Source organism: Micromonospora sp. NPDC093243, assembly GCF_044753725.1.
GTDB lineage: Bacteria > Actinomycetota > Actinomycetes > Mycobacteriales > Micromonosporaceae > Micromonospora.
Genome location: NZ_JBIVNT010000004.1, coordinates 680616 through 699219, shown reverse-complemented (window position 1 = coordinate 699219; position 18604 = coordinate 680616). Strand labels below are relative to the sequence as shown.

The window sequence follows — 18604 nt, the reverse complement described above, 5'->3', positions numbered from 1 at the left end:
GCCGGGCCGCGCGGCCACGAGCCCGCGCGGCGTAGGGGAGGGCACGCCGGGCGCGTCGGCGAGCTGGCGGCGGTCGCGAGGGGTTGCGGTTAGGGCGCCTCCGGCGGGGGCGCTCCGGCTCCAGGATGGCCAGGGCCGCGTCGGCGGGTCACGGTCAGTGGGTGGTTGCGGGAAACCATCCCGTCTGCCATCGACCCGGGCAAGCCGAGCAGACCACCGCCCGACCCGCCAGCGTCCGAACCTGTGTCAAGGTCCGCTTGACGTGGCGGGCCGGGCGGCGGCCCGCTCCCCAAGGGGGCGGGTCGACGGCAGACGGGATGGATCGGGGGGCAAAGGATGGGGAACTACCAGATGCGGGGCCGCTCCTGCCTCAATCTATTGCGCTGCCTGCGCGGGAACCAAGCTAGCGGGAAGGGCCTGGTACAGCACAGCATCAAGGAGTCGAGCCCGACTCTCACGCATCGTTGTCAACTCATCGTCCAGGCTGTCGCACAACGCCATTAGCTCATCGATTCGACGGACAATCCGTTCCTGCTCCGACAACGGGGGCAGAGGAAGCAGGATGTTGGCGATTGACTCTCGATTCAACGTCGCACCCTTAACCGCGCCCTTCGTAGTGCCAAGGCGAGCGAACTGAGGGAGAACCTTGAACAGGTAGCTGTCCAACTCCGCGATATACGGGCGGATCGAAACGATGGCTTCGTTGTGGAACGCTGGAACGGTTAGCCTGGAGATCTTTCCGATTGTCAGCTTGAAGCTCATGATGATGGTTCCGGGCGAGGCAGGATCAGACCCAAACACCTCGTTCTTTGCTTTGTCACTCACCGTTTCCCTGGTGGCACTTACCTGACCGCCGTCAACCATGTCACCGATGCTTACCCAGCTATGGTCACCCGTGTTCCAGTAGCTAAGGTCGTGCCGTGCCGGAGTGCGGCCCGCCGAGAAATGGGCAATTGATCCGAACCGGACCCATTTCCAGCCTGTCGGAATTAGAAAGGGCTTGTCCCCGTCATGGATCGTGTTAGGCGCGGCGGGCTTCCTAACGATCTTTTCCCGAACGAGCCGCACCTTCTCAGCATTTACTCGGTGAAGCAGGGCGTCGACGGACTCGTCGGCAGGCAGAGAATCGACGAGTTTTCCACGGACAGCGAGGTCCAGTACTAGACGACGAATCTTCGGTAGAGCTTCGTCCGCCTCAATGACTTCGTCGAGAACAGACAGAACGTTGATGCCACTCACCGCAGCAACGCCTCCTTGAGGGCGGCCTTCAGCTGGTCCGTCAGGACCTTGACGTTTGATCGTGCCAGATCGAAGGAAGCCAAGAGATCGCTCGGGTCGCCGTGATCGGCGTCGACAGCCCGCGGATTCTTGACGTCGAGGTTGTAACCGCGAGTCCTGATGTCCTCGACGCTAACACGCCAGGCGAACTCATTCTCCAATCGCCCTTCGCGATCGGATCCGCCCCACCATTCCGCACAGGGCTGAAGGTGTTCAAGACGAATCGGCTTCGTCATTGAATAAGCCTTTTGGCCCTCTGGCACACGATGCTCGTAGTACCAAACTTCCTTTGTCGGCTCGCCCTTCTCGAAAAACAGGAGGTTTGTGCCGATCGTGGCATATGGCCGAAAGACGCTGTTGGGCAGTCTGACAATTGTATGGAGGTTGCACTCCTCCAGAAGGTGTTCCTTCAGACGCGTCTTGACCCCTTCGCCGAATAGGGAGCCGTCAGGCAACACCACCGCAGCTCGGCCGCCTGGCTTGAGAAGGCGAATAACGAGGGCGAGGAAAAGATCCGCGGTCTCTCTCGTTTGAAGGTGCTTCGGAAAGTTCGACTCGATTCCGTCCTCCTCGCGGCCACCGAAAGGCGGGTTGCTCAGGACGATATCGACACGATCCTGCGCAGTGTAACTGACATATGGTCGCGCAAGAGCATTATCATGGCGCACGAATTCCGGGTTCTCAACCTCATGCAGGAGCAGATTTGTTACACAAAGCATATGGGGAAGCTGCTTCTTTTCCACCGCGCGTAGGTTTTGCTGCATCTTCTGCTCATCCTCGACCGTTCTCACGTAACGATCGCGCATGTGCCGGATTGCACACGTCAGGAAGCCGCCTGTACCGCAGGCCGGATCGAGCAGGATTTCTCCTGGCTTGGGGTCAATCTGCTGGGCCATGAACGATGTCACTGCGCGTGGCGTATAGTACTCGCCAGAATTGCCAGCGCTCTGCAGGTCATTCAGAATCTGCTCATAGATGTCCCCGAAGTGCTGACGCTCGGCCAAGTTGTTGAAGTCCACAGCGCTGATCTTGTTAACTACCTGTCGGATCAAGAAACCCGACTTCATGTAGTTGTACGCGTCCTCGAAGACGCTTCTTACGACCAGTGCTCGATGCGCCGCTGGACCAGATGCCGGCAAGGTCTTAAGTTGCGGGAAAAGAGTATTGTTGATGAACTCGAGCAGGTCATCGCCGGTGATGCCCTCAGGATCTTCCGCCCAGTTGCGCCATTGAAGTGGCGGTGGAATCGGCGACGTATAGTCGGAGTCGAGAAGCTCTAGCTGAAGGTCCTGGTCGTCCACGATCTTCAGGAAGAACATCCAGCAAAGTTGCGAGATACGCTGCGCGTCGCCGTCGACCCCGACATCCTGTCGCATAATGTCTTGGATGGACTTGACCGTGTTTCGGACTGACATGCTACGCAACCTCCGGGTAAAGCTCTGACTGAACCCCGCGTACTGCTTGCTCGAAATCCTTACGAGTGCCGAACTCCCGAATCAACTGCATCGGGGTGCCCAAGGCGCTGAAAGGTGCTATTTGAAGAATGCGAGGGTCATCGAGATCCAATATGCCTTCATCCTCATACTTCTCCAGCAGCTTCTCGAGCACTGAGCGACAGGCGTCTCCGTGCTTCGCGAATGTGTCCGTTTGCCGGGCAATAGCGGCGCGGTCTCGGCGAGTAATGGGTGGGCACCCGAAAGCCAGTTCGCAGATCAAATCGAATGGGTCAAGATCCTTCCCCAGTTCTCGACCCACTTGCATGACCGGAACCCCTTCGTCTGCTAGTTGATCGATGAGCGCCTGCTTCCGATCTGCTGCGTGCCACCGCTGTAGAAAGTCATCCAAATTCCCGAAGTGCCTTAGCAAGGCCTTCCGGGCGAAGTCGCGCAGCGATTCCGTGACTAGTGCTCCACGAGCATCAAGGTACTCTACACGCTCCGCATGGATCTCAACCGCCACGCCCTCCACGTATAGCTTTCGAGGTTCGGCACGGCCAGGAGCAGACGCCGCCAGCTTGTTGGCTGGATCAACCAGCACCTCCTCTTCGTCGTCATTTGGCGCGCCAGATGACGTACCCGGGTCGCATTCGACATCATCCGGAGGTGCGACCGGATCCTGCGGACCAGCTGTATAGACCTGTACCGGATCGCCATCGAAGGACGGATCTGCGAAATGGCTGGTCGCTCCGCGGAAGTCCAGGATGGTGAAGTAGTATTTCTCGGAGTCCTCGTGTATACGAGTTCCACGTCCAAGTATTTGCTTGAACTCCGTGATCGACCCCACCGGCCGATCTAGCGCGATTACGCGGCAGGTCTGAACGTCGACTCCAGTAGACAAGAGCCGTGACGTTGTGACGATTACCGGGTAGCTCGCCTCGGGGTCGATGAAATTTCCAAGCTCAGCGTTGCCTTCGACATCGCCACCCGTGATACGCATGACATACCGATGGTTGACAGAACACAGGTCGCGGTTTTCGTTGATCAGTGCCTGTCGCATTCGCGCAGCATGTTCCTCATCAACGCAGAATACTATGGTCTTCTGGAATCGGTCCCCAGTTTCGCGGAGATACTCGCTAATTCGCTTAGTGACAAGCTTGGTTCTCTCGTCAATCACCAAACTCCGGTCGAAGTCATCTCTGCCGTAGGTCCGGTTTTCGATGGGCCTCAGGTGTCGGTCCAGTCGGCCGCCACCTGGCTCGTAGCCCTCAACGTCCACGTCGATGTCTACTTTCACGACCTTATAGGGCGCTAGGAAGCCGTCGCTTATGCCCTGTTTGAGGGAGTAGGAATATACGGGCTTGCCGAAGTACTCGATATTCGAGACGTATGTTGTTTCTTTGGGGGTAGCGGTAAGCCCGATCTGAGTTGCAGACGAGAAGTATTCGAGGATCTCCCGCCAAGCTGAGTCCTCCGCGGCGCTGCCTCGGTGACACTCATCGACCACAATTAGGTCAAAGAAGTTCGGTGAGAACTCACGGTATAGCTTCTGTTCCTCGCCCGGCCCCGTGATCGCCTGATACAAGCTGAGGTAGATTTCGAAGGCGGTGTCGATTCGTCGGCCACTTCGCGTCGTCTCAGCCGGGTTCTGGGACGGCTCGCGACGACCGATGGTCTTTGTGTCGGTGCTTAGCTTCGCCATCGCGGGACCGAAGGGCCGGAAATCATTTACCATCGTCTGGTCAATGAGAATGTTCCGGTCCGCCAAGAAGAGGATTCGCTTCTTCCTCCCGGACTTCCACAGGCGCCAGATGATTTGGAATGCCGTGTATGTCTTCCCAGTCCCGGTCGCCATGACAAGGAGGATTCTACTTTGGCCTGCTGCAATAGCGGCTGTTGCCGCATTGATGGCGGCCACCTGGTAGTAGCGAGGGCTCTTGGCTGTTCCGTCGTAGTAATAGTCCTGGAGCGCGAGTGCTTCGCCTTCGTCCGCGAGCTGGCGCCACGCGCGGTACTTGGCCCAGAGCTCCTCTGGGGAAGGGAACTGGTCCATAGCGAGGTTTGTCTCCAGTTCCGAACTCGTGCCGGTCCGATCATGGAAGACGAATGCATCGCCGTTGGTGGAGAAGGCGAAGGGGACGTCCAATATGCTGGCATATTCTAACGCCTGTTGGAGGCCGTCAAGCGCACTGTGCCTACTGTCCTTTGCCTCGACTACGGCAATCGGAATATTGGGGCGGTAGTAGAGGACATAGTCCGCGCGCTTGCCTTTGCCCCTTGCGACAACTTTGCCTCGTACCAGTATTCGACCCTTAGTTAGGCGCACCTCCTCGCGCAGTTGGGTCATCTCGTCCCATCCGGCGTTCCGCAAGGCGGGGGTTATGAACTTGGTGCAGATATCTCGCTCATTCATGAGGTGCTTTTGCAACTGGGCCCCCAAGGCGTATGGCAATAGCCGTCCTCGCGCAATGGGTCACCGAGCCCGGAATGAGCGGTTGCTCACGGTCTACTGGTGAAGCGTGAAGGGACGGAGCTTCGATTGTCCGTGATGTTGGCCCACTCCGGCTAGAGGGCCAGGGGCTCAATCGGCCCCGAGACGCCAGTCCGCGCGGTGCACCTCGACTACTGGCCCGTGCCCGAGCGGCCCGCGCGTTGCCCGCAGGCAGAGGCCTCACCCACGGAGTAGGCCGGCGGGAAGGCTGTCGACAGCAACGCTGACAGACAACTGCGCTGGACGGCGGCGTGCCAGTGAATACGGCGGCGGACACTTCTCCGAGGCGTCGACCGTGCTCAAGACGCGGACGGATGTGGGGCGCAGAGCTCAGACGAAACTTGTCGATCGTGAAGTCGACCGGGTGGTCGGCCAACTCGGACCGTCAGCGCATCCACGGATCATGGAGTGGAGTTCGGATCGGGTGACTAGCCAGCTGGCGACAGCAACGGCGACAGCAACCGGCCCGGACGAGGACGCCCGCCGGCAAGAGGGTGCGGACTGTTGCCCGAGGTCGCGAAGGCGGACAGACGACGCCGGACGATCCGCACAGAACTCGTAAGCGAGCGCCCGGTTCGCCAGTCCCGTGTGGCCTTGGGCCGTAGGTGCTTCAGCTGGCGGGGTTATCGATCTGCGCGGCTGAGGGTGCGGCTGATGGCCGGAACTACGGCCAGCACGAGGGCGTAGCCGAGCATCTGCAGGCCCAGAGCGATGCGTAGTTGGTGCCGGTAAAGGTGACGTCCTTGCGATGCCGAAGGGCGCGGTGGGGACGGTGGCGTCCAGGGCGAGAAGCAGTGCGTTGGCGATGGGCAAGATCAGGCCGTCTCCAGGCCGTCTGAGGTGAACCAGCGGTAACCACATATGACCATCGATGACGCGTCTCGGCCCAGGTCGCAGGACGTCTCGTCCGGTTTGATCGACTACGCCTCGGCCCACGATCAATACCGCTGGAAGTAGTCAGGCCGGGGTCTCGGCGCGGGCGAGGAACTCGGTCGTCCGGTCGATGATCAGCTCGGGGTGGTACATCGGCAGGTCGTGACCCGCGCCGGGGATGATCTCGACCCGGGCGGCGGGGACCAGGCTGCGGATCCGGGCGGCGACCAGCGCCGAGTCGTACATCTGGCTGCGCTCGCCGAGCAGGACGAGGGTCGGTGCGGCCACGGCGCGCAGCTCCTCGTCGGTCAGGGTCGGTGGGACGGGCAGCCGGCGGCGGAAGCCCGCGGTCACCAGGGCGAGACGCATGAGGTCGTCGTCGAGCAGGGTGGTGTTGTGCAGCCAGCGGGCCGCTCGTCGACGCAGCGGCCGGGGCGCGAGGCCGGCGAGACCGCCGACGATCACCCACGCGAGGAAGCGACCGGTGACCTTGCCGAACCCGGCCGGGTCGAGCAGCGTGACGCTGGCGACCTGGTCCGGCGCGTTGATGGCGTGCTGCAGGGCCGTCCAGCCGCCGTAAGAGCAGCCGACGAGATGCGCGCGGTCGACGTCCAGGCCGGCGAGGACCTCGCCGAGCCACTGCGACAGGTCGGCTCCGGCGGTGATCGGCCGGTCCTGGGTGGACCCGCCCGGCTCGCCGCAGGGGTCGACGGCCAGCACCGGGCGTTCCGCGCCGAGTCGGGCGACGTAGCGGTGCCACATGAGGGAACTGCCGCCGGCGCCGGGCAGCAGCACGACCGGTGTCCCGTCGGGTCGGCCGGTCCGGTAGACCCGTGCCGTGCCGAAGGTGGTGGGCAGGTCGAGAGCGGTGTGGTCAGCCGGCCACAGTCGGCCGAAGGTGCGGGTGTAGGCGGCGAGGAACCTGCGGCGCGCCCGGTCGCTGGTGAACTCGCTGATGCGGTCGGTCGACATGGCGGCCCCCGATCCCGGTCGGCTTTAGTGATACAAGCGTATCATCAAAACCGGACGGCGTGACAGGCCGAGTGACAGGCCGCGTACGACCGCGACCCCCGAACCGAATGGAGCGCCGTGCCCAAGCGCGTGGACCACGACGTGCGTCGCCGACAGATCGGCGAGGCGCTGCTGCGCATCGCGAACACCCGGGGCCTGCAGGCGGCGAGCATGCGCGAGGTGGCGGCTGAGGCCGGCGTGTCGCTGCGGCTCGTGCAGTACTACTTCCACAGCAAGGACGAGCTGCTGCTCGGCGCGCTCGCCTATCTCGGCGAACAGCTCACCGCTCGGGTCCGGGACCGCATCCGGGCGCTCGGCACGCCGCCGACCCCGCGCAGCGTCATCTACGGCACCCTCACCGCGATCCTGCCGACCGACGAGGAGAGCCGCCGGCTGACGAGGACCTATGCCGCGTACTACACGCTGGTGCTCGCCGAGCCGGACCTCGCGGCACGGCACGGCACCAAATATCCGGACGCGCTGGAACGCTTCCTCGCCGGTCATCTCCGCACGGCGCAGGAGGACGGACAGGTGGACCCGGGTCTCGACGCGGAAACGGTGGTCGCCGGCCTGTTGGCCCTGACCAACGGCCTCGGTTCCAGCGTGCTCGGCGGTCAGCGCGACGGCGAAGCCGCCCTGGCGATCCTGACCTATCACCTCGACCGGGTGTTCGATCGCGGCCCACGACGCTGAAGGCCGTCAGTGTGGACGGGCGGTCGCCAGGTCGCTCGGATCGGTGTTGCCGCCGCAGACGATCAGGGCCACCCGCTCGCCCGCCGCCGGCACGTACGCCCCGCCGAGCAGTGCGGCCAGCGCGGCGGCCCCGCCCAGTTCGGCGGCGACCCGTAGCTCCGACCAGAGCAGCCGGCGGGCGCGCACCAGATCCTCGTCGCGCACCAGCACGGACTGCACGCCCGTCCGCCGGGCGGTGTCGAAGGCGATCTCGCCGATCCGGCGGGCGCCGAGCGAGTCGGTGGCGATGCCGCCCACCTCGACGTCGACCGGGCGACCGGCCTTCAACGCGGTGTGCAGGGTGGGGATCTGTTCCGGTTCGACGGCCACCACCCGCACCCCGCCGTCGAACCAGGTGGCGATGCCGGAGACCAGGCCGCCACCGCCGACGGCCACCAGCACCGTGTCGATCCCGTCGACCTGCCGCTCCAGTTCGCGGCCGAGGGTGCCCTGGCCGGCGACCACCTCCGGCTGGTCGTACGCGTGCACCACGAGGGCACCGGTCTCCTCGGCCCGTCGGGTGCTCGCCGCGAGCGCCTCCGCGTAGTGCTGGCCGACCTGCTGCACCGTGGCGCCCAACCCGGCCAGTCGCTCCACCTTGACCGGGGACGCGGTCACCGGCACGAAGACCTCGGCCGGGACGCCCAGGGCGCGGGCCGCGTAGGCGACGGCGAGACCGTGGTTGCCACCCGACGCGGCCAGCACGCCCGCTGCGGGCAGCGGCCCCTGGAGCATCCGGTTGAACGCGCCGCGCGGCTTGAACGAGCCCGCGTGCTGATGCAGTTCCAGCTTGAAGCTGAGCCGCCCGGGCACACCCAGTTCGCCGCCGTCGAGGGTGAGCACGGGAGTCTGCCGTACCCGGCCGCCGATCAGCGCGGCGGCCGCCTCGACGTCCCGTCTGTCCACCATCGCCAGAACCGCCCCTCGCCAGGACCAGAGAGCCAGCCGACCATCGTCGGTGCGGCCGACGAATCAGCCTATCGAGGCCGGCTGGCCACTCCTGTCGACCCGTCGCCTTCCGTCAGACCGGGTAGGTCCGGGCGACGGCGAGCATCTCCGAGCTGTGCGACCCGACGATTCCGACGTCCGCCGGCCGGGGCTGGAAGCCGGGAAGTTCGGCCAACCCGTCGCTGGCGTCCATCGCGCGCAGCTCGACCCGCTCCGCCTTCGGCGTGACGGTGAGCGTCACCTCGATGCCCTCCGCGGGTGGGGCGTGGAAGACCACCCCGAAGCCCCACCGGCCGGCCCGCGCCTCGACCGGCACGGCCCGGCCGGCAACCTCGGCGCGCAGCACGGTCGCGGTCGCCGCGTCCACGTGCAGGGTGGCCAGGCGGACCGGGCGCTGCGGGGTGAGCCGCACCCGCAGGGTGCGCTCGGCGCCGGGGCCGCTGTCGGCGAGCACCTCCAGCTTCGGCGCCGGCAGGTTCGCCGCCGGCGCCGGCCCGGTGCGCAGGTCACCGTCGCCCAGACCGGGGAAGTCGTCGGCGACGGACTGCACCCCGTCCACGTACCGGTCGGTCCACGGCTGCGGCTCGGCCTCGTGGCTCAGCCAGCGGGCCTGGCCGGTCCCGGCGTCCAGGGCGTACATCAGGTGGGTGGGCGCGGGGTGCGCCGCGTCGAACCGGTCGACCCGCAGGCCGACGCCGGCCAGCACCAGCGCCGCGACCACGGCGGCCACCGCGGGCAGCGCGCCGAGCCGCCGGGCCCGGGCCGCGACCAGGCCACGCTGCCCGCCGGCCTGCGGGTGCAGCAGATCCACCACCGGCAGCGCGGCCAGCCCCAGCAGCACCGCGACCAGGGCCGCGACCCCGCCCATCGCCATGCCGAGCGCCGGGAAGAGCAGCACCACCGTGGGGAGGAGGATCACCACGCCGACCGCGCCGGCCACGGTCACCGCGACCACCGGCCACGGGCCGTCGACGCGGGTGCTGAGCGCGATCAGCCCGGCGAGCGCGCCGGCCAGCGCCGGCAGGGTGGTCAGGTACGCCCCGCCCGGCACCGCCACGGCCAGCAGCACCCCGAGCGCGGCCAGCCAGCCCAGCCCGCCGATGGCCAGCGCGGCCGGACCGATCCAGCGGCGGGTCAGCGCGTACCAGGTGAAGAGGACGGCGGCGGCGAGCGCCAGGACGGCGAGCCGGTACCAGATCGGCCGGTACGGGTCGAGCAGCTCGGCGTAGCCGGGCCGGATCGCGGTGACCGCCGCCCAGAGCAGCTGTGCGGCGAGCGGGGCGGCCACGATCGGCACCAGGGCCAGCCCGAAGCCGGCGGCCAACCGGCCCCCGGTGGTGCGCCCGCGGCGGCGGGCCAGCCAGCCGACGGCGACCACGGCGGCCAGCGCCAGCAGCGCCAGCGGAAGGGTCAGCCAGCCCGGATAGTGGACCAGCCCGCCGGGCACCGGGAAGTAGCTGGCGTCGCCGCCGGCACGCAGGTCGGTCAGGTCGGTGCGGCCGAACTCGCGGGCCAGGCCGAGCGCGTTGTCGCCGTGCTGCTGGAGGCTGGCCCGGTCCATCGCCGCCGGGGTGTCCAGCGGGGTGTGGTAGATCGCCCCGCCGTCGATGTACGCCGAGTTCAGGCCGACGAAGTTCTTGTCCAGGAACGCGGTGAAGTCGGTGTCGTTGGGCAGCGCCCGGTAGATCTCCACGGCGAACGAGGTGCCGACCGGGTGCGGCGCGGCCCGGGCGAAGACGTCGACCAGCTTCGCGTTGTTCCGGGACGTCTCGAACATGATCACCGGGCCGGTGGAGCCCCGCGCCTCCAGGTTCAGCACCACGCCGCCGTCGGCGGCGAGCGGGTGGCTGGCCGCGAACGCGGCCGCGCCGCAGAGGCAGGCCTCCTCGGCGTCGGTGAGCACGAAGACGATGTCGTTTCGCGGTCGCGGGCCGGTGGCCAGCGCGCGGGCCACCTCCAGGATGGTGGAGGTGCCAGCGGCGTCGTCGTTGCCGCCCGGGCCGGTCTGCACCGAGTCGTAGTGGGCGACCAGGAAGACCCGGCCGGTCGGATCGGTGCCGGGAAGCTGCGCCACCACGTTGCGGACCCGGGCCAGGGTGGCGCCGCCGGCGGCGCCGCTGAGCTGCCCGGCCTCCGGCGCCACGGTGTCCTGCACCTGCGTCTCCAGGCCCAGCCCGCGCAGCACCTGCTCGACGTGGGCGCGCACCTGGTCGTTGGCCGGGCTCCCGGCCGGGTGCGTCCGGTCCGCGATGATCTTGACGTTCTCGTACGCCCGGCCGGCGCTGAACTCGTCGGTCGGCGCACCGGTCGGCCGAGGCGCCGGAGTGCGCAGGTCGAGCAGGCTGCCCGCGCCGACGGCGACCAGCGCGACGAGCGCCGCCGCGGCGGCGGCCAGCCGCCGGCGGGGTCGGGCCATCGCCCGATCGGCGGCGGGCACGCGCGGACCCGGCCGGGCTGGCGCGCGGTCGGCGGCGGGGGTGGGGGGTGCGCCCACGGGAACTCCTCGGGGGTGGGGCGGTGGGGGCCTGGGTGGCCCCATCCTGCCCCCACCAGCCCCGCGACGGGATGCCCGGGACGCACACCCGCGCGGGGAGCCCGACGTGAGGGCCCGGTTTGCCCCATAGCGGGCAGTGATCCGCCCCATCCCCGCCGATGCCGAGCCCGTCGTGTTGTGTGCGACCGTTGTCTAATACAGGATCAGCAGGGCACTCGGAAGGAGCCCGACATCACCAGCGATCTCCCGCGTCTCGCGGCGGTGACCCGGCCGCACCGGGGGGCCGGCCTGACCGGTCCCTCAGTCGTGCCGCGGGCGCTTGTCCAGGGCGGACACCCCCAGGCGCTGCCGGGCGAGCGGCTCCGGGTGCTGCTGGTGGAGGACGACGAGGGCGACGCCTTCCTCGTCGGCGAGCTGCTGGCCGAGACCAATTCGATGATCGACCTGCTGGTGGCGACCAGTCTCAGCGAGGCCCGCCAGCGGGTGATGGGCGTCGACTGCGTGCTGCTCGACCTCGGCCTGCCCGACGCACAGGGGCTGGACGGGCTGCGCCAGGTGCTGGAGATGTCCAGCGGCGCGGCGGTCTGCGTGCTGACCGGGCGCTCCGACGAGCACCTCGGCATCGTCGCGGTGGCCGAAGGCGCCCAGGACTACCTGGTCAAGGGACAGGTGGACGGCGTCCTGCTGACTCGGGCGCTGCGCTACGCGGTGGAGCGCAAGCGCGCCGACGAGAACGCCCGCCGGCTGCGCGAGGTCGAGCTGCGCCAGGCCGAGTCGGCGCGCCTGGAGCGGGGTCTGTTGCCCCAGCCGCTGATGTCGACCGACCAGGTGGCGGTGCACACCTTCTACCGGCCGGGCCGGCACGCCGCGCTGATCGGCGGCGACTTCTACGACGTGGTGCAGACCCGGCCCGACCGGGTCGACCTGATCGTCGGCGACGTCTGCGGGCACGGGGTGGACGAGGCGGCGCTCGGCGTCGAGCTGCGGGTCGCCTGGCGGGCCCTGGTGCTCGCGGGGGTCCCCGACGACGAGGTGCTGCCCGCGCTGGAGCAGGTGCTGATGAGCGAGCGCCGGCTCCAGGAGATCTTCGCGACCGTGGCGACCGCCCGGCTCGACCTGGACGCCAACCGGGCCACCGTACGCCTTGCCGGGCACCCGCCGCCGCTGCTGCTCTCCCGCGGCGGGGTGGCGCCGGTTCCGGCGCCCGGCGGCCGGCTGCTCGGCGTCCGGCCCCGCCGGCCGGTCGCCTACGACCTGAAGTTCGACACTGAGGACTGGTCCCTGTTGATGTACACCGACGGACTGATCGAGGGGCGGGTGGGCGACAGCGACGAGCGGCTCGACGTGCCCGGCCTCAACCGTCTGCTGGAGGAGCCGGCCAGTCGGTCGGTGCCGCTGCCCGAGCTGCCGGCCTGGCTGGTCGGGCGGGCCGAGCAGATCAACGGCGGCCCGCTCGCCGACGACGTCGCCATGCTGATGGTCAGCCGAGGTGGTGGCCGGTGAAGGTCGGTACGTCCCGCTGGAGCCTGCGCCAGCGGGTGGTCACGCTGCTCGCCGTCGTCGGCGTCCTCCTCGTCGGGCTGGCCGCGGCCGAGGCCGCGGTCGCCGCGCGCAACCGCACCCACGTCGACGCGCTGCTGAACACCACCGGCCCGCTCCGGGTGCAGGCCCAGGAGCTGCTCAACGCGTTGCTGGACCAGGAGACCGCGGTCCGGGGCTTCGCGGTCAGCGGCGACCGGGCCGACCTCGGTCCGTACGACGCCGGGGTGCAGCAGGAGCAGGATCTGGTCGACTCGATGCGGCAGCTGCTGGCCGGGTACCCGGAGATCGCGGAGGAACTGGGGCGGGTCGAGCAGCAGACGGAACAGTGGCGACAGGCGGTCGCCGTCCCGGTGATCACCACGACCGAGCAGAACGGCACCACCGCCGGTCAGGCGCTCATCACCGAACAGTCCCGCCAGCAGTTCGACGGGGTGCGCGCAGCCGTCGAGGAACTCCAGGGCGACATCCTCAGCGCGCGCGAGCAGAACGCCGACAACATCCGCCGGACCGGCAACCTGCTGGTCGTCCTGCTGATCGCCGCCGGGCTGGTGGTGGTGGTCGCCGGCCTGTTGCTGGTGCTCTCGCTGGACCGGATGGTGGTACGCCCGCTGACCGGGCTCGCCGAGCAGGTCCGGGAGGTCGCCGAGGGCGACTTCCAGCACCGCATCGCCGGCGCCGGCCCACCCGAGTTCCTGCGGCTCGCCGACGACGTGGACGCGATGCGGCAGAAGATCGCCGCCGACCTGGCCGAGGTCCGGGAGGCCCGGGAGAGGATCGAGTGGGTCAACAGCCAGCTCCAGAAGCAGGCTGAGGAGCTGACCCGTTCCAACCGTGACCTGGAGCAGTTCGCGTACGTGGCCTCGCACGACCTGCAGGAGCCGCTGCGCAAGGTGGCCAGCTTCTGCCAGCTGCTCCAGCGCCGCTACGCCGGGCAGCTGGACGAGCGGGCCGACCAGTACATCGCGTTCGCGGTGGACGGCGCCCAGCGGATGCAGCGCCTGATCAACGACCTGCTGGCGTTCTCCCGGATCGGTCGGCTCACCGCCGGCTTCACCGAGGTCGACCTGAACAAGGTGATGGGCGACGTGGCCGGCCAGACCGAGGCGGCGCGGCAGTACGCGGACGCCGAGCTGACCTGGTCGGAGCTGCCGGTCATCCGGGGTGAGGAGCCGCTGCTCACCAACCTGCTGGCCAACCTGGTCAGCAACTCGATCAAGTTCCGCCGGCCGGACGTGCCAGCGCGGGTGCACGTCTCGGCCCGGCTGGTCGGCGACGAGTGGGAGATCAGCTGCGAGGACAACGGCATCGGCATCGAGCCGGAGTTCGCCGACAAGATCTTCGTCATCTTCCAGCGGCTGCACTCCAAGGACGCGTACCCGGGCACCGGGATCGGGCTGGCCATCGCGAAGAAGATCGTCGAGTACCACGGTGGCCGCGTCTGGGTGGACACCGACGTCCCGGAGGGGACGGCGATCCGGTTCACCCTCCCCGCGCTGCCCGCGGAGATCGAGGCGTCCGCCGGCGAGCCGGGCACGGCCGAGGGCTCGACGGGGGATGGCGCGACGGCGTCGCCGAACGGGCCGGACGCCGATCAGCCGTCCGACGCCGCGGCGCCGGCCGGCGGCACGCGGCAGGAGGAACCGGAGCGGGCAGACCGGCCAGACCGCACGGACGCGGCGCCGGAAGGCGGTAGAACGGGTGGCATGAGGGAGACAGTGGGATGACAGCGCCGGCAGACGGCAAGAGCCCGATCGAGGTCCTGCTGGTCGAGGACGATCCGGGCGACGTGTTGATGACCCAGGAGGCGTTCGAGGAGCACAAGCTGCGCAACCGGCTGACCGTCGTCACCGACGGCGCCGAGGCGCTGGCCTACCTGCGCCGCGAGGGCCAGTACACGGAAGCGGTGACCCCGGACCTGATCCTGCTGGATCTCAACCTGCCCCGTCGGGACGGCCGCGAGGTGCTGGAGGAGATCAAGAACGACGAGGACCTGCGCCGGATCCCGGTCGTGGTGCTCACCACCTCCCAGGCGGACGAGGACATCCTGCGCAGCTACCAGCTGCACGCCAACGCCTACGTGACCAAGCCGGTGGACTTCGAGCGGTTCATCTCGGTGGTCCGGCAGATCGACGAGTTCTTCGTCAGCGTGGTCAAGTTGCCGCCGCGTGGCTGACACCCTCCTCGACGACGTCGGCACGCTGCTGCGGGAGACCGCCGACCAGGTCGTCGTCCCGCTGTTCCGCAAGCTCGACGCCGCCGACGTCGCCGAGAAGGCGCCCGGTGAGATCGTCACCGTCGCGGACCGGCGGGCCGAAGAGCTGATCTCGGCCGGCCTGCGCCGGCTCCGGCCCGGTTCGGTGGTGGTCGGCGAGGAGGCGGTCGCCGAGGATCAGGGGCTGCTCCGGCACCTGCGTGGCGGCGGGGAGGTCTGGCTGGTCGACCCGGTCGACGGGACGTCCAACTTCGCCGCGGGCCGCCGGCCCTTCGCCCTGATGATCGCGCTCCTGACCGAGGGCGAGACGGTCGCCGCCTGGGTGCTCGACCCGCTGGCCGACACGCTCGCGACCGCCCGGCTCGGCCTCGGGACGTACCTCGACGGGCGGCTGGTGCAGAACAGCGGAACGGATTCCACGCCGAGCGCGCTGCGGGGGATGGCGGTGACCCGGTTCCTGCCGCCGGCCGCCCGCGACCGGGTGCGCGCCGGTGGCTCGCGCATCGGCGAGCTGCTCCCCGGTCAGCACTGCGCCGGCCGCGAGTACCTCGACATCCTCACCGGAGAGCAGCAGTTCGCGCTCTTCTGGCGCACCCTGCCCTGGGACCACGCGCCGGGCGCGCTGCTGGTCCGCGCCGCGGGCGGGGTCGCCCGGCGGTTCGACGGCACCGAGTACCACCCCGCCGACGACGGCCGTGGCCTGCTGGTCGCGGCGAACGAGCGGGTGTGGGACGAGGCGCGCGAGGCCCTGCTGGTCGACTGACCGACGCGTTCGGCGAGCGGCCCGACACGGTGTGTCGAGGATCCGCGCCACCGGCGTTCGGGGGGCGGATCAGCGGCGGCCGGTCCGGTATCGTGACCGGCGGTCACCGCCAGCAGGCCGCCGATCGGCGCCGGCGGGACCGCCGCCGCGCAGGATCAACCGGGGGGCCGGCGGTCGACGGAAGGACGCAGTCGTGCCCACGACCATGCCCAGCCGGCGTCGCGCCCGCGGCCCGCTGATCGCCCTGCTCGCCGCCGTCGCGCTGCTGCTCGGCAGCGGCGCGGTGCCCGCTTACGCGGAGCCGAACGAGGGCGGCACCAAGAAGCTGCAGGACGCCCTGGAGGCCACCGCCAAGGCGCACATCGAGGCCAAGGCGAAGCTGGACAACTCCAAGCGCCGGCAGAAGCAGCTGGTCACCGAGATGGGCACTCTCGAGGCGCGGGTGACCGAGCTGACCGCGCAGGTCGGCGAGGTGGCCGCCCAGTCCTACCGGGTGGGGCGGCTCACCCCGACGTCGATGCTGCTCAACAGCGCCTCCCCGGAGGCCTTCCTGGAGCGGGCGGCCAACCTCGACCTGATGGCGCAGCGCGACAGCAGGCGGCTGCGCTCGTTCGCCGAGGCGCGCGAGCAGGCGCAGCAGGCCAAGCTCGCCATCGACGCCGAGGTGCGTGAGCAGCAGAAGCAGCTCGCCGTGATGGCGAAGAAGAAGAAGGAGGCCGAAGCGGCGCTGGCCGAGGTCAGCTCGGGCGTCAGCGGCGGGTTCAGCGGCGGCAGCTCCACCTCGGCGAAGCCGGCACCGCGCAACTCCGACGGATCCTGGCCGTCGGAGTCCTGCTCGGTGAACGACCCGACCACCTCCGGCTGCATCACCCCGCGCACCCTCAACGCCCTGCAGCAGACCAAGGCGGCCGGTTACAAGCGGTACGTCTCCTGCCACCGCAGCGGCGGCGGCGGCGAGCATCCCAAGGGGCGGGCCTGCGACTTCGCCGCCGCCACCAACGGCTTCGAGGACCGCAACGCGACCGGCGGCGACAAGGAGTACGGCGACAGCCTCGCCGCCTGGCACGTGCGTAACGCGAACCGGCTGGGCGTGCTCTACGTGATCTGGTACCGGCAGATCTGGCATCCCGGCACCGGCTGGCGCGCCTACAGCGGCAGTGGCAGCCCGGCGGCGAGCCACACGAACCATGTTCATCTCTCGATGTACTGACGCGCGAAGCCAGGTCGGCTGCGTACCATCGCGACGATGAGCTCCCCACCGTCCGAGGTTGCGGCCCCGACCGCGCCCCCCGTACCGGGCGATCCCGTCCGGGCCCTGCCAGGAGGCCTCGCCGCGTTCCTGGTCTTCTTCGCCAGCGGCGCCGTCCTGGTGCTGGAGACGGCCGCCCTGCGCCTGGTCGGCCCGTACGTCGGAGTCACCCTCCAGGTCACCAGTTCGGTGATCGGCATCGCGCTGGCCGCGATCGCCTACGGCGCCTGGTCCGGTGGCTGGCTGGCCGACCGGCGTGACCCCCGTCCGCTGCTGGCCCCCGCGCTGGTGCTGGCCGGCATCGCCACCGCGATCACCCTGCCGGTGGTCCGGTACGCCGGCGAGGTGCTGCGGGGCGGTGCGGCGAGCGCCATCCTGCTGCTCGTCGCGCTGGCCGTCTTCGTCCCGGCGGTGCTGCTCGCCGCGGTGACCCCGCTGGTGGTGAAGCTCCAGCTCGCCGACCTGCGCCGCACCGGCCAGGTGGTCGGCCGGCTCTCCGGCATCGGCACCCTCGGCGGCATCACCGCCACCCTGCTCACCGGCTTCGTGCTGGTCGCCGCGCTGCCCAGCACGGTGATCCTGCTGGCGCTGGCGGTGGCGCTCGGGGTCACCGGCCTCGGCGTCGGCTGGTACCTGCGCCGGCAGTCGCGCACCGAGCTGCCCGGTCCGGCCCGGGCCAAGGCCGCGCTCGCGGTGCTCGGTCTGGTCGGCGCCGGGCTGACCACGGTCGCGCCGAACCCGTGTGACATCGAGACCGCATACCACTGCGCGAAGGTGGAGGCCGATCCCGACCGGGCGAGCGGGCGGACGCTGCTGCTCAACTCGGCGCAGCACTCCTACGTGGACCTCGACGACCCGCGCCACCTGGAGTACGCGTACACCAAGTGGTTCGGCGCGGTGGCCGACGTGGTCGCGCCGGCCGGGCAGCGGCTGGACGCGCTGCACCTGGGCGGTGGCGGGTTCACCGTGCCGCGTTACCTGACCGCCACCCGGCCGGGCACCGACAACCTGGTCTTCGAGATCGACGGCGGGCTCATCGAGTTGGGCGAGCGCGACCTCGGCGTACGCCAGGGGCCGGACCTGCGGGCGGTGACCGGCGACGCCCGGATGCTCGTCGCCGGGCAGCCGGCGGACAGCCGCGACCTGGTGGTCGGCGACGCGTTCGGGCACCTGGTGGTCCCCTGGCACCTGGCCACCCGGGAGATGGCGGCCGACATCCGTCGGGTCGCCCGCCCGGGCGGTGTCTACGTGCAGAACGTCATCGACTATCCGCCGCTGCGCTTCATCCGCAGCGAGCTGGCCACGGTCGCCACCGAGTTCCGGCACGTGGCGCTGATCGCGCCGCCGGAGGCGTTGGCCGGGGAGCAGGGCTCCAACTTCGTGATCGTCGCCTCGGACGCGCCGCTGCCGCTGGAGGCGGTCCGCGCCCGGTTGGTCGAGGTGGACGTGCGGGCCAGCCTGATCTCCGGCGCGGAGCTGACCGACTTCGTGGGCGAGGCGCTGGTGCTGACCGACGACTACGCGCCGGTGGACCAGCTGCTGGCGACCGCCTGAACGGGTGACATCGCGAACCGA

13 protein-coding genes are annotated in these 18604 nt (G+C 69.1%); 7 read left to right on the top strand and 6 right to left on the bottom strand.

Translation table 11 applies throughout. The features are described 5' to 3' along the window. Positions 1-375 precede the first annotated feature (375 nt). From ACIP9D_RS17005 to ACIP9D_RS16990, 4 genes are all read right to left on the bottom strand, one after another. Entirely contained in the window at positions 376-1239 is an 864-nt protein-coding gene (locus tag ACIP9D_RS17005) for a restriction endonuclease subunit S (RefSeq protein WP_350875599.1), read from the bottom strand. Further along, positions 1236-2693: a class I SAM-dependent DNA methyltransferase gene (locus ACIP9D_RS17000; protein ID WP_350875597.1), complete on the bottom strand. Its 1458-nt coding sequence runs from the start codon at positions 2691-2693 to the stop codon at positions 1236-1238. Before ACIP9D_RS17000 ends, ACIP9D_RS17005 begins: the two co-directional genes overlap by 4 nt. 1 nt (position 2694) lies before the next feature. After that, a complete protein-coding gene (hsdR, locus tag ACIP9D_RS16995; RefSeq protein WP_350875595.1) occupies positions 2695-5127 on the bottom strand; it encodes an EcoAI/FtnUII family type I restriction enzme subunit R in 2433 nt (810 codons plus the stop codon). A gap of 1035 nt (positions 5128-6162) precedes the next feature. Beyond that, complete coding sequence (locus tag ACIP9D_RS16990) at positions 6163-7050, bottom strand: alpha/beta fold hydrolase (RefSeq protein ID WP_350875593.1); 888 nt, start codon at positions 7048-7050, stop codon at positions 6163-6165. 117 nt (positions 7051-7167) lie between these two features. Between ACIP9D_RS16990 and ACIP9D_RS16985 the strand changes: the two genes are divergently transcribed. Next, complete coding sequence (locus ACIP9D_RS16985; RefSeq protein ID WP_350875591.1) at positions 7168-7782, top strand: TetR/AcrR family transcriptional regulator; 615 nt, start codon at positions 7168-7170, stop codon at positions 7780-7782. Positions 7783-7788: 6 nt separating this feature from the next. Here the strand turns inward: ACIP9D_RS16985 and ACIP9D_RS16980 are convergent, their stop codons facing one another. Continuing rightward, positions 7789-8730 (bottom strand): threonine/serine dehydratase, encoded by a 942-nt coding sequence (locus ACIP9D_RS16980; protein WP_350875588.1) that lies wholly within the window; start codon positions 8728-8730, stop codon positions 7789-7791. Positions 8731-8842: 112 nt separating this feature from the next. After that, positions 8843-11263, bottom strand: coding sequence for a M28 family peptidase (locus ACIP9D_RS16975; RefSeq protein ID WP_400450186.1), 2421 nt, complete (start codon positions 11261-11263; stop codon positions 8843-8845). Positions 11264-11569: 306 nt separating this feature from the next. On the opposite strand from ACIP9D_RS16975, the gene ACIP9D_RS16970 reads away from it, so the two are divergent. The 6 genes from ACIP9D_RS16970 to ACIP9D_RS16945 all read left to right on the top strand — a co-directional run bounded on the left by ACIP9D_RS16970 (position 11570) and on the right by ACIP9D_RS16945 (position 18583). After that, the gene (locus ACIP9D_RS16970) at positions 11570-12766 is read left to right on the top strand and encodes a fused response regulator/phosphatase (protein ID WP_350875586.1); all 1197 of its coding nucleotides are present in this window, start codon (positions 11570-11572) and stop codon (positions 12764-12766) included. Then, the gene (locus tag ACIP9D_RS16965; protein WP_350875584.1) at positions 12763-14529 is read left to right on the top strand and encodes an ATP-binding protein; all 1767 of its coding nucleotides are present in this window, start codon (positions 12763-12765) and stop codon (positions 14527-14529) included. Before ACIP9D_RS16970 ends, ACIP9D_RS16965 begins: the two co-directional genes overlap by 4 nt. After that, complete coding sequence (locus ACIP9D_RS16960) at positions 14526-14978, top strand: response regulator (protein ID WP_350875582.1); 453 nt, start codon at positions 14526-14528, stop codon at positions 14976-14978. Before ACIP9D_RS16965 ends, ACIP9D_RS16960 begins: the two co-directional genes overlap by 4 nt. Continuing rightward, positions 14971-15780, top strand: coding sequence for an inositol monophosphatase (locus ACIP9D_RS16955; RefSeq protein ID WP_350875580.1), 810 nt, complete (start codon positions 14971-14973; stop codon positions 15778-15780). Before ACIP9D_RS16960 ends, ACIP9D_RS16955 begins: the two co-directional genes overlap by 8 nt. A gap of 193 nt (positions 15781-15973) precedes the next feature. Beyond that, a complete protein-coding gene (locus ACIP9D_RS16950) occupies positions 15974-16990 on the top strand; it encodes a coiled-coil domain-containing protein (protein WP_400450184.1) in 1017 nt (338 codons plus the stop codon). A 36-nt stretch (positions 16991-17026) separates the two neighbouring features. Then, positions 17027-18583, top strand: coding sequence for a fused MFS/spermidine synthase (locus tag ACIP9D_RS16945; protein ID WP_350875578.1), 1557 nt, complete (start codon positions 17027-17029; stop codon positions 18581-18583). Positions 18584-18604 lie beyond the last annotated feature (21 nt).